The sequence below is a fragment of the Klebsiella sp. BIGb0149 genome, assembly GCF_004362605.1.
GTDB lineage: Bacteria > Pseudomonadota > Gammaproteobacteria > Enterobacterales > Enterobacteriaceae > Klebsiella > Klebsiella terrigena.
Genome location: NZ_SNYG01000005.1, coordinates 204,717 through 216,908, shown reverse-complemented (window position 1 = coordinate 216,908; position 12,192 = coordinate 204,717). Strand labels below are relative to the sequence as shown.

The 12,192-nt window shown below is 63.2% G+C and carries 10 protein-coding genes; 8 read left to right on the top strand and 2 right to left on the bottom strand.

Translation table 11 applies throughout. The features are described 5' to 3' along the window. Positions 1-195 precede the first annotated feature (195 nt). From ssuD to EDF75_RS18295, 8 genes are all read left to right on the top strand, one after another. Positions 196-1,368, top strand: coding sequence for an FMNH2-dependent alkanesulfonate monooxygenase (gene ssuD, locus EDF75_RS18330; RefSeq protein ID WP_133600428.1), 1,173 nt, complete (start codon positions 196-198; stop codon positions 1,366-1,368). A gap of 44 nt (positions 1,369-1,412) precedes the next feature. Next, positions 1,413-2,807 carry an FAD/NAD(P)-binding protein gene (locus EDF75_RS18325; protein WP_133600427.1) on the top strand — a complete coding sequence of 465 codons (1,395 nt, stop codon included), beginning with the start codon at positions 1,413-1,415 and terminating at the stop codon, positions 2,805-2,807. A 40-nt stretch (positions 2,808-2,847) separates the two neighbouring features. After that, the gene (locus EDF75_RS18320) at positions 2,848-4,254 is read left to right on the top strand and encodes an LLM class flavin-dependent oxidoreductase (protein WP_133600426.1); all 1,407 of its coding nucleotides are present in this window, start codon (positions 2,848-2,850) and stop codon (positions 4,252-4,254) included. After that, complete coding sequence (locus tag EDF75_RS18315; RefSeq protein ID WP_133600425.1) at positions 4,251-5,270, top strand: methionine ABC transporter ATP-binding protein; 1,020 nt, start codon at positions 4,251-4,253, stop codon at positions 5,268-5,270. The genes EDF75_RS18320 and EDF75_RS18315 overlap by 4 nt, the downstream gene beginning before the upstream one ends. Continuing rightward, positions 5,267-5,965, top strand: a complete 699-nt coding sequence (locus tag EDF75_RS18310; RefSeq protein ID WP_133600424.1) for a methionine ABC transporter permease — start codon at positions 5,267-5,269, stop codon at positions 5,963-5,965. The genes EDF75_RS18315 and EDF75_RS18310 overlap by 4 nt, the downstream gene beginning before the upstream one ends. After that, positions 5,962-6,840, top strand: coding sequence for a MetQ/NlpA family ABC transporter substrate-binding protein (locus EDF75_RS18305; RefSeq protein ID WP_133600423.1), 879 nt, complete (start codon positions 5,962-5,964; stop codon positions 6,838-6,840). Before EDF75_RS18310 ends, EDF75_RS18305 begins: the two co-directional genes overlap by 4 nt. A gap of 171 nt (positions 6,841-7,011) precedes the next feature. After that, positions 7,012-8,433, top strand: coding sequence for an MFS transporter (locus EDF75_RS18300; protein ID WP_133600422.1), 1,422 nt, complete (start codon positions 7,012-7,014; stop codon positions 8,431-8,433). A 10-nt stretch (positions 8,434-8,443) separates the two neighbouring features. Beyond that, positions 8,444-9,667 carry an acyl-CoA dehydrogenase family protein gene (locus EDF75_RS18295; RefSeq protein WP_133600578.1) on the top strand — a complete coding sequence of 408 codons (1,224 nt, stop codon included), beginning with the start codon at positions 8,444-8,446 and terminating at the stop codon, positions 9,665-9,667. Between the two features lie 37 nt (positions 9,668-9,704). Here the strand turns inward: EDF75_RS18295 and EDF75_RS18290 are convergent, their stop codons facing one another. Together EDF75_RS18290 and EDF75_RS18285 are read right to left on the bottom strand one after the other, a co-directional pair. Next, positions 9,705-10,643: a sulfonate ABC transporter substrate-binding protein gene (locus EDF75_RS18290; RefSeq protein ID WP_095098670.1), complete on the bottom strand. Its 939-nt coding sequence runs from the start codon at positions 10,641-10,643 to the stop codon at positions 9,705-9,707. 155 nt (positions 10,644-10,798) lie between these two features. Beyond that, a complete protein-coding gene (locus EDF75_RS18285; RefSeq protein ID WP_133600421.1) occupies positions 10,799-12,166 on the bottom strand; it encodes an L-serine ammonia-lyase in 1,368 nt (455 codons plus the stop codon). Positions 12,167-12,192: the final 26 nt, after the last annotated feature.

The window sequence follows — 12,192 nt, the reverse complement described above, 5'->3', positions numbered from 1 at the left end:
GTTGCAAAAGCGGCAGCATCGTCCCATCCGCTGACGCATTTGCAACAGCCAGGCGGGAACTGGATTTTATTAATCATTTGATTTTATTGACTTAAATTTCATTGTCGCGTTGGCACGATTATCGCTAACACTCATATAACCAAATTTAAACAACTCTTCGATGAATATCGAATATGGTTATATAGGGAATGGATAATGACGCAGAAAGCTAGCGATAAGATCAACGTGTTTTGGTTCTTACCCACCCACGGCGACGGCCGCTATCTGGGCACCACCGAAGGCGGACGCCCCGTTGATTTAGCGTATTTACAGCAGGTTGCGCTGGCCGCCGACAGCCTCGGCTACTACGGCGTGCTGATCCCCACCGGTAAAAGCTGCGAAGACTCCTGGCTGGTCGCCGCGGCGCTGGCGCCGTTAACCCGCCGCCTGCGCTATCTGGTGGCGGTACGCCCGGGGCTGCAGCCGCCGACGCTGGCGGCGCGCATGGCGGCAACCCTTGACCGCCTGTCGGAGGGCCGGCTGCTGATCAACGTGGTCACCGGCGGCGATCCGGTAGAGAACAAGGGCGACGGCATTTTCCTCGACCATAGCCAGCGCTACCAGGTGACACGCGAGTTTCTGGACGTTTACTCGCGCCTGCTGAAAGGCGAGAAGGTGGATTATCACGGCGAGCATATTCAGGTTGAGGGGGCGGAAGTTCTCTTCCCGCCGGTGCAGGAAAACGGCCCGCCGCTCTACTTCGGCGGATCTTCAGAGGAGGCCATTGACGTCGCCGCTGAGCAAATCGATAGCTATCTGACCTGGGGTGAACCGCCGGCGCTGGTGGCGGAGAAGCTGGCCATCGTGCGCGAGCGCGCCGCCGCCCGCGGCCGCACTCTGGAGTACGGCATTCGCCTGCACGTCATCGTCCGCGAAACGGAGGAGGAGGCGTGGGCCGCCGCTGACCGCCTGATTGCCCATCTGGATGATGACACCATCGCCCAGGCGCAGAAGATCTTTGCCCGCATGGATTCCGCAGGCCAGGCGCGGATGAGCGCCCTGCACAACGGCTCCCGCGACAACCTGCGCATCGCCCCGAACCTGTGGGCGGGCGTCGGCCTGGTGCGCGGCGGAGCGGGCACGGCGCTGGTCGGCAGCCCGCAGCAGGTCGCGGATCGCATTCGCGAATATCAGGCCCTCGGCATCACCAACTTTATCTTCTCCGGCTATCCGCACCTCGAAGAGGCCCACCGCTTTGCCGACCTGGTCATGCCGCTGCTGCCGCTTGCCGGCAACGCCCTGCCCAAAGCGCGCGGCGTGAATACCGGCCCGTTTGGCGAAACCATCGGCGGCGATAAGCGGCCGGTTAAACAGGTCAGCGCCAGCTGAGCGGGAGGTGGACATGCTTTTCTGCCTCCAGAGGGGGATTGCCGATGAGCGCTGAACCGCAGGTGGTCATTATCGGCGGCGGGTTCAGCGGCGCCGCCGTGGCGATTGAGCTTTTGCGCCTGGCCCCGCACGGGCTGCGGGTGACGCTGCTGGAGCCTCGCGCCGTGCCCGGCGCGGGGGTGGCCTACTCCACCGCCGAGCCCTCCCATCGCATCAACGTCCCCGCCGCGCGGATGCAGCTGGCGGGCGAGGAGGAGGGCGCTTTCGACCGCTGGTATCGCGGCCAGCCGGCATTCGCCGACGACCCGCAGGCGCGGCGTGAGGACGGCGCGCTCTATCCGCAGCGCGGCCAGTTTGGCCGCTACGTCAGCCAGCGCTTTGCCGATGCGCTGCGGGCGAGCGCGGGACGGCTGGCCCACCTGCGTGAGCAGGCGCTGGCCTATGACCCGCGCGGCGTCACCACCGCCAGCGGCCGGCTGCTGAAAAGCGATCTGCTGATCCTCGCGGTGAGCCATCCGCCGCCGGCGCTGCCGCGCCTGGCGGCCCCTTTCCACGACCATCCTGCGCTGATTGCCAATCCGTGGCGTGCGGACGCGCTTGCCGACGTGGCGCCGGATGCGCGGGTGGCGGTGATGGGCACCGGGCTGACCATGGCCGACACCATCGCCACCCTGGCGCGGCTCGGGCATCGCGGCCCGGTGACGGCATTTTCGCGCCACGGCCTGCTGCCCCGCGGGAACATCAGCGGCGCCGCCGAGCCGTGGCCCGGCGACTATCGCCAGGGCACGCTGCGCCAGCGGCTGCGGCGGGTGCGGGAAGATATCCGTCACGCCGCCGAACAGGGCCAGCCCTGGCAGGTGGTGCTGGACGCGGTGCGTAACCAGGGGCAGAGCATCTGGCAGGGGCTGAGCCTGGCCGACCGCCAGCGCTTTCTGCGCCACCTGCGCAGCTACTGGGATGTGCATCGCTACCGCATCGCCCCGCAGGTCGCGGATGTGCTTAGCCAGCGCCAGCGCGACGGCAGCCTGAAGGTGCAGGCGGCAAGGCTGACGGCGCTGGAGGGCGATGCCAGCCGGCTGACCCTGACCCTGAGTCCGCGCCACGGCGAGCCGCAATCGCTGACCGTCGATCGCCTGATTCTGACCACCGGCCCCGCGCACGGCGGCCTGATCGACAGCCAGCCGCTGCTGCGCGACCTGGCGCGGGACGGGCTGATCCGCGCCGATGCGCTGGGGCTCGGGCTCGACGTCGACTCACGCTCCCGGGCGATTGGCCGCGAGGGCGCGGTGACGCCAAAGGTACTGATTTCCGGCCCGGCGGCCCGCGGACGTTTTGGCGAGCTGATGGGTCTGCCGCAGGTCGCCGACCATGCCGCCGCGGTCGCCGCCGAAGCGCTGGCGACACTGGGGATCGAGAGTTCTTTCGTTATTCATGATTAAGCGTGCGCCCCTCGATCGGGACGCACCGTGGAGAAGTGCTATGTCATCACAACGCGAAATTCGTCTTAATGCTTTTGATATGAACTGCGTCGGCCACCAGTCGCCGGGGCTGTGGACCCATCCGCGCGATCGCTCATGGCAGTACAAGGATCTGGACTACTGGGTTGACCTCGCGCGTCTGCTGGAGCGCGGTAAGTTCGACGGCCTGTTTATTGCCGACGTGCTGGGCATCTACGACGTGCTGAACGGCAACGGCGATGCCGCCATTCGCCAGGCGACGCAGGTGCCGGTGAACGATCCGCTGGCGCTGATTACCCCGATGGCGCTGGTGACGGAGCACCTCGGCTTTGGCCTGACCGCATCGCTGTCGTTTGAGCATCCGTATCCGTTTGCCCGCCGCCTGTCGACCCTTGACCATCTGACCAAAGGCCGGGTGGGCTGGAATATCGTGACCTCATACCTGGAAAGCGGGGCGCGCAATATTGGCCATCAGGCGCAGACCGATCACGATGCGCGCTATGACTACGCCGATGAGTATCTCGACGTGGTTTATAAGCTGCTGGAAGGGAGCTGGGAAGACGGGGCGGTGCTGCGCGATCGCGAACGGGGGATCTTCAGCGATCCGCAGAAAATCCATCCGATCAACCATCAGGGCAACTTCTTCTCGGTGCCGGGGATCCACCTCTGCGAACCCTCGCCGCAGCGCACTCCGGTGCTCTATCAGGCCGGGGCGTCGAGCCGCGGGAAGCAGTTTGCCGCCGGGCACGCCGAGTGCGTGTTTGTCGCCGCGCCGTCAAAAACGCTGCTTAAAAAGACCGTGGCCGACATTCGCCGCCGCGCCGCGGAGGCCGGGCGCGATCCGCGCAGCATCCTGATTTTTAACCTGCAAACGGTGATCGTCGGCGAAACCGACCGCGAGGCGCAGGCCAAATGGCAGGAGTATAAATCCTACGTCAGCTATGAAGGGGCGCTGGCGCTGATCTCCGGCTGGACCGGGATCGACTTCGGCCAGTACCAGCCGGATCAGGTGCTGAAATATCTGCATACCAACGCCATTCAGTCGGCGGTCGAGGCCTTTTCCACCGCCGATCCGGACCGTCAGTGGACGGTGCAGGCGCTGGCCGACTGGGTGGGGATTGGCGGCTTCGGCCCGCTGATCGTCGGCAGCGCGGAAACCGTGGCCGACGAGCTGCAGTCGTGGGTTGAGGAGACCGATGTCGATGGTTTTAACCTCGCCTACGCCGTGACCCACGAAACCTTCCGCGATGTGGTGGATCTGCTGATCCCCGAGCTGCAAAAGCGCGGCGTCTTCAAGCAGGAGTACCGCGAAGGCACGCTGCGCGAAAAACTGTTCGGCGCCGGGCCGCGCCTGGTGGCCCCGCATCCGGGAGCCGGCTACCGGCGCGGCGTGCGCATCGACACCGGGGCGGGGGAGAAGGTGACATGATTGAGATAGACGACCTGCATAAAAGCTACCGCACGGCGGGGGGGCGGGTCAGCGAGGTGCTGAAAGGGCTGTCGCTGCGGGTGCCGACCGGCTCCATCACCGCGGTGGTGGGGCCAAGCGGCGCGGGTAAATCGACCCTTGCGCGCTGCATCAGCCTGCTGGAGCGCCCCGACAGCGGCAGCATCCGGGTTAACGGCAACGACCTGTCGCTGCTCAGCGGCGAGGCGCTGCGCCGCGAGCGGCGGGCGATCGGCACCGTTTTCCAGTCCTCGGCGCTGCTGAACCGCAAAACGGCCTGGCAAAATATCGCTCTGCCGCTGGAGTACCTCGGGGTGGTGGAGCGGGACGTTAAAGCCAGGGTCGGCGAACTGCTGGAAAGCGTCGGCCTGAGCGATAAAGCCGACGCCTGGCCGGCCCAGCTCTCCGGCGGCCAGCGCCAGCGCATCGGCATCGCCCGCGCCCTGGCGCTGCGTCCTTCGGTGCTGCTGGCGGATGAGGCCACCTCCGGGCTGGACCCGCAGGCCACCGCCGCGGTGCTCAATTTGCTTAAACGCCTGCGCGATGAGTATCGCCTGGCGATCGTGCTGATTACCCACGAGATGGACGCGGTACGCGCGGCGGCGGATGCGGTCGCTGAAATTCGCGACGGCGCGATCCTTCAGTTCGGCGAGGTGAAAGAGCTGCTGGCGCGCCCGGATTCTCTGCTGGGCCAGCAGCTGCTGCCGCTCTCTCCGGTGGCGGCCCATAGCGATCTGCTGCTGCGCCTGAGCTACCGCTGGGATGTGCCGGTGGCCACCGACTGGATCAGCCGCCTGAGCCAGCAGTTTGCGCTGCAGATCGACCTGCTCGGCGGCCACGTTGAGGTGATCAACGGCCGGCTGGCGGGGCGGCTGCAGGCGGGGGTGCGCTTTCAGGGCGAGCGTCTGTCGGCGTCGCGGATGCTGGCGCTGCTGGCGCAGCTCGGTATCGCGGCGGAGGTGCTTGACGGCGCGCCGGAACTCAAGGAGGCGGTATGAAACCTTCGGTAATCAGCCAGGATACCCCCTGGAGCGAGATCCATACGCTGCTGCTGCCCGCCTACGGCGAAACCTGGCTGATGGTGGCCATTGTAATGCTATTTGTGGTGACCCTCGGCGGAGCGGTCGGCGTGGTGCTATTCAACGCTTCGTCGCGGGGCCTGTTCCCGCACGCCGTGCTGTACCGGGTGCTGAACTGGGTGGTGAATATGGGGCGCTCCCTGCCGTTTCTGGTGCTGATGGCGGCGATTATTCCCTTCACCTTCTGGCTCACCGGGACAACGATCGGCATTCCTGCCGCCGTGGTGCCGATGATCGCCGCCGGAGTGCCGTTTTTCGGCCGGCTGGTGGAAAACGCGCTGCGCGAGCTGCCGGCGGAGGTCACCGCCGTGGGGATCGTCTGCGGCGGCTCGCGCTGGCAGATTATCCGCAGCGCCCAGCTGAGCGAAGCCCTGCCCGCGCTGGTGGCGGCGGTGACGCTCAACCTGGTGTCGATGATCGAATATTCCGCCATTGCCGGCACCATCGGCGCGGGAGGGATCGGCTATCTGGCGGTGGTGTACGGCTACCAGCGCTTCGACAATCACATCATGATCGCCACCATTATCGCGCTGATCGCCACTATCCAGCTGATTCAATTTTTCGGTGACCGTCTGGTCAACAAACTTCGCCACACGCAGGGGATCTCTTCATGACAACAGAACAGTTTGAGTTACGTAAGGCCCGCCGCTGGCCGTGGCTGGCGGCGCTGGTAGTGATTGTGGCGCTGGCCGTCGCCTTCTGGTGGTGGCGGGGAGAGGCCCGGTCGCAGCAGGTGGTGTTCGGCACCACCCTGAAAATTCATTATGAACCGGCGATGGCCGGCGAGCAGCGGATCATCGAGTACATCGGCGAGCATATCGCGCCGGATTACGGCCTGAAGCTCGAGGCGGTGGGGGTACAGGATCCGGTGCAGGCGGATCGCGCGGTGGCGCAGGGGGAGTACGCCGGAACCATCTATCAGCATCAGTGGTGGCTGAAGCAGGTGGTGGACGCTAACGGCTTCGCGCTTTCCACCACGGTGCCGGTGTTCCAGTGGGCTTTTGGCATTTACTCCGATCGCTATAAATCGGTTAAGGATCTGCCGAATGGGGCGACGATCGTGGTGCCGGATGATGGCGCCAACCAGGGGCAGGCGCTGTGGCTGCTGCAGCGTATCGGCCTGATTACGCTCGACCCGGCGGTGGAGCCGCGCACGGCGAAGCTGAAAAATATCGTCGGCAACCCGCATCAGTTTAATTTCAAAGAGCTGGACCTGTTAACCATGCCGCGGGCGCTCAATTCGGTGGATGCGGCAATCGGCTATGTCTCGCAGTTTGATGCCGGAAAAGTATCGCGTGACAGAGGCATTTTATTCCCGCCGGCGCCGCGCACCTTCGCTTCGCAATTGGTCATCGGGACGCCTTATTTGTCGCAGGAGAATATCGTCAAATTAAAACAGGCGTTTTCCGACCCGCGAATTCAGAGCTGGCTGAAAACCACCGACGATCCGCTGGTGAAAGACGTGCTGGTGCCGGTTTCCGCCGAATAATCTGCGCTGCTGAGCGATCTCGCAGGACGGGCGAAAGCTCGTCCTGATTTTGCCGTTTTATTCAGTTAACTTATTGAATATATTGATTTTTATATGCGTATTTGTTGGTTCCACTTTATCAGCGGTCGGCCTATAACTGCGATCGTCTGCACAACATAATAAGGTGAAAACATGAGTACGCTGTCTGTTGATAATCCCGGTGTGGCCTCCGCGCCGGTGAGTAGCGTCGGGGATGTGGCGCGGCTAATTAATTCGGGCAAGGATCGGGCTAAATATGCGCGGATGATTGTCTTCCTCGCTCTCGGCGGCGTCTTCCTTGACGCCTATGATTTAACCACGCTCTCCTACGGCATCGACGACGTGGTGCGTGAATTCCAGCTCTCGCCGCTGCTGACCGGCCTGGTCACCTCATCCATTATGGTCGGCACCATTTTTGGCAACCTGATCGGCGGCTGGCTGACGGATAAATATGGCCGCTATTCGGTGTTTATGGCCGATATGCTGTTTTTTGTCGTCTCGGCTATTGCCGCGGGGCTGGCGCCCAACGTCTGGGTGCTGATCGGCGCCCGTTTCCTGATGGGCATCGGCGTCGGTATCGATCTGCCGGTCGCCATGTCCTACCTCGCTGAATTCTCCCGTTTTACCGGCAAAGGCAACAAGGCCTCGCGCCTCGCCGCCTGGTGCCCGATGTGGTACGCCGCCTCGACGGTCTGTTTTCTGATTATCTTCGGCCTCTATTTTCTGCTGCCAAAGGAGCATCTCGACTGGCTGTGGCGCGCCTCGCTGCTGTTTGGCGCGGTTCCGGCGCTGCTGATTATCGCCGTGCGCAGAAAATTTATGAATGAATCGCCGCTGTGGGCGGCAAACCAGGGAGACCTGGCCTCGGCGGTGCGCATTCTGCGCGACTCTTACGGCATTGCCGCCCATGAAGCGCCGGCTGAACGCCCCGCGCCGCCGCCGAAGGTGAGCTTCCGCGTGCTGTTTGAAAAGCCGTACCGCGAGCGCACCATCGTTGCCGGGGTGATGAATATCTGTATCTCCTTTGAGTACACCGCCATCGCCTTTTTCCTGCCGTCGATCCTCGCGCAGTTTCTCGGGGCCGGCGTGTTTGAAACCATCTCCGCTTCGCTGGGGCTGAACGCGCTGTTTGCCTTTACCGGCGGTCTGCTGGGAATGCATCTGGCGTGGAAATATCCGTCGCGCCACGTGGCGATTGCCGGCTTCGCGCTGCAGTTTATCGCCCTGATTGTGCTTGCTCTGGTGGGCCAGCCGCAGGCCACCGTCGGCGTGGTGCTGGCGATTGCGATGCTTGGGCTGTGGCTGTTTGCCGAGGGCTTTGGCCCCGGCGCGCAGCTGATGATCTATCCGGCGCTCTCCTATCCAACCTCGATTCGCGCCACCGGCGTCGGCTTCAGCCGGGCGCTCTCCGGGATCGGCAGCGCGCTGGCGCTGTTCGTGCTGCCGCTGCTGCAGGCCTCCCTCGGCACGCAAATGTTCTGGGTGGTATCGCTGGCCGCCCTGATTCCGATCTTCTTCCTGCTTGCGGTTCGCCACGAGCCGACGCGTCACGACATTGACGACAGCCACCATTAAGGAACAGATGATGACACTACTTTCTACCGGTACCGATTACGAACAGCTGGCGGCGGCCTTTCGGCCGATTTTCTCGCTCATTGCGCAAGGGGCGGCCAGCCGCGAGCAGCAGCGTATTCTGCCCGAGGAGCCGATTCGCTGGCTGAAGGAGGCGGGATTCGGCACGCTGCGCATTCCGCGGGAAAAGGGCGGCTGGGGCGCGTCGCTGCCGCAGCTGATTGCCCTGCTGATTGAGCTGGCCGAGGCTGATTCAAACCTGCCGCAGGCGCTGCGCGCTCATTTTGCCTTTGTTGAGGACCGTCTGAATCAGCCCGATTCCGCGCAGCGCGATCGCTGGTTCCAGCGTTTTCGCGACGGGGAGCTGGTGGGCAGCGGCTGGACCGAAACGGGGGCGGTAAAGCTTGGGGAGGTGAATACTCAGGTGACGCCGGACGAGCGCGGCTGGCGGCTCAGCGGCGAGAAGTTTTACAGCACCGGGACGCTGTACGCCGACTGGATTGACGTCTTTGCCCGCCGCAGCGACAACAACGGCGACGTGATAGCGCTGGTCAGTACCAGGCAAAGCGGGGTGGAGCGAGAGGACGACTGGGACGGCTTTGGCCAGCGTCTGACCGGCAGCGGCACCACCCGCTTCCGGCAGGCGCAGGTTGAGCAGGAACATGTCTACGATTTTGCCGAGCGCTTTCGCTACCAGACAGCCTTCTATCAGCATATCTTACTGGCGACGCTGGCGGGTATCGGCCTGGCGGTAGAACGCGATGCCGCCGAAGGGGTGAAAAAACGCTCCCGTATGTACAGCCACGGCAATGCCGCCGTGCCGCGCGACGATCCTCAGGTGCTGCAGGTGGTAGGGCAAATCAGCAGCTGGGCGTGGGCGACCCGCGCGGCGGTGCTGCAGGCGGCGGAATCTTTACAGCAGGCCTATATCGTTCACGCCAGCGGCGACGAGGCGCTGATTGCGCAGCGTAATCGTCTGGCGGAGGTTGAAGCGGCGCAGGCGCAGGTGATTGCCAGCGACTGGATACCGCGCGCGGCGACCGAGCTGTTTAACGCCCTCGGCGCGTCGGACACCCGGGTAGGCAAAGCGCTCGATCGCCACTGGCGCAACGCGCGCACGGTGGCGTCGCATAATCCGGTTATCTATAAAGCGCGCAATATCGGCAACTGGCTGGTCAACGGCGAAGCGCCGACCTTTATCTGGCAGATAGGCAACGGCGAGAAAACGCAGGGGTAAGGAAGGAGGCGACGGAGAAAACCGTCGCCGTTAATCACTATTTATCCTGCGACCAGGTGGCGCTGCGTACGTCTACTTTGACCGGCAGCAGGCCAACGCGGGTGAAGGTATCCGCCAGCGCCTGCTGTTCGTTATAGACCGCAGGCGTCATGCGTTCGGCGCCGTAGGGCAGGCGGGCGAGCGCTTTCAGCCAGATAGCCTTATCCAGCCCGGTTGAGGTCGCCAAAATCCCGGCGGCGTCGTCCTGATGAGCGTTAGCCCAGTCGCTGAGCTGGCGTAACTCATCCACCACCTGTTTTGCCGTATCCGGGTGGTTTTCGGCAAATTTGCGGCTGGCGAGATAGAAGGTGTAGTGCGGCACCAGCCCTTCAGCGTTGCGGATCTGCCGCGCCCTGGCGTTGGTTTCGACTTCGGCAAGGTACGGGTCCCAGATAACCCAGGCATCAATGGCGCCGCGCTGGAAGGCGGCGCGGGCATCGGCCGGAGGCAGATAGACCGGCGTGATATCTTTATAGCTCAGTCCGGCTTTTTCCAGCGCGGCCACCAGCAGGTAGTTGACGTCAGAGCCTTTATTCAGCCCCACGCGCTTGCCTTTCAGGTCGGCCACGTTGTGGATCGTCGAGTTTTCCGGCACCACGATGGCTTCGGTTTTGGGGTTCGCCGGGGAGTGGGCGAGATAAACCAGATCCGCCCGCGCCGCCTGAGCGAATGCCGGCGGAGCGTCGCCGGTGGCCGCCAGGTCGATGCTGCCGACGTTTAGCCCTTCCAGCATCTGCGGACCGGCAGGAAACTCTATCCAGCGCACGGCGATGCCCTGTTTTTTGAAGGTCTCATCGAGGGTTCCGCGATATTTCAGCAGGGCGAAAATATTGGCTTTTTGATAGCCGATGTTAACGGTTTCCGGCGCCTGTGCCAGCGCGGAAGCAGAGAGGCCGAGCACCAGCGGCAGCAGGGCCAGATGGAACCTTTTGGACATGATTTGTTCTCCTGTAGCGGTTAACCGTAAGGTAACAAATTGCCCTTATAACCAATAAATAACTAAATCTTAGTCTATATAACAAAAGTGGCGGTTGGCGCGGCGGGGAGTGCGGGAGAGTGCCCGGCAGGCGCGGCTGCCGGGCTGGAGAGGGCTTAATCGCAGGTCACGATTTTCATCGCCAGGCCACCGCGCGACGTTTCACGGTACTTGGCGTTCATATCCTTGCCGGTTTCGTACATCGTCTCGATAACCTTATCGAGGCACACGCGCGGTTCGCTGGTGCGGCGCAGCGCCATCCGGGCGGCGTTGACGGCCTTCACCGAGGCGATGGCGTTACGCTCGATGCACGGCACCTGAACCTGGCCGGCAACCGGGTCGCAGGTCAGGCCCAGGTTGTGCTCCATACCGATTTCGGCGGCGATGCACACCTGGCCCGGGCTGCCGCCCAGCAGCTCGGTTAAGCCGGCCGCCGCCATCGAACAGGCCACGCCGACCTCGCCCTGGCAGCCCACTTCGGCGCCGGAAATCGAGGCGTTCATCTTATACAGCGAGCCAATTGCGCTGGTCACCAGCAGGTAGCGCGCCAGCGAGTTGGCGTTAACCTTGCGGATAAACTTATCGTAGTAGGCCAGTACCGCCGGCACGATCCCGCAGGCGCCGTTGGTCGGCGCGGTGACCACGCGGCCGCCAGCGGCGTTCTCTTCGTTCACCGCCAGGGCGAACATATTAATCCAGTCAACGACCGCCATCGGATCGCTGTTGGTATTGTCCTGGCTGACCAGCATCCGGCGTAACGCGGCGGCGCGGCGCGGGACCCGCAGCTTGCCCGGCAGAACCCCTTCGGTGCTGATGCCGCGCTCAATACCGCCGCTCATCACTTCCCAGACGGCGGCAAAGTGCTGCTCCAGCTCTTCTTTGCTGTGCAATGCCAGCTCGTTTTGCATCATCAGGCCGGAAAGCGAGAGCCCGCTTTCGCGGCAGTGCCGCTGCAAATCAGCCGCATTTTGGTAGGGATAAGGCACGGCAACCGGCGCGTCGTTGCTCTGGCCGAAGTGCTGTTCGTCGACGATAAAACCGCCGCCGATGGAGTAGTAGGTCTGGCTATAGAGCACTTTGTCGCCGCCGAGGGCGGTAATGCGCATGCCGTTTTCATGCAGCGACAGGTTGTCAGCATGAAAATTCATGCAGCGGTCGACCGGAAAGTCGACCTCCTGCTGGCCGTTTGCCAGCATCAGGCGCCCGTGGGTGTTGACGTCCTGAATAAACGCAGGGATCGCGTCAATGTCGACGCTATCGGGCATGTTGCCCGCCAGACCCATAATAATCGCAATGTCGGTATGGTGGCCTTTGCCGGTCAGGGAAAGGGAGCCGTATACGTCGACGATGACGGTGGTGACGTCGGCAAGCAGCCCGCGTGCGATAAGGTCGTCGGTGAATTGTTTGCCCGCTTTCATTGGCCCCACGGTGTGGGAGCTGGAAGGGCCAATGCCGATTTTAAAGATATCGAATACGCTGATCATGATGCACATCCAGAGCTGTCGGAAAG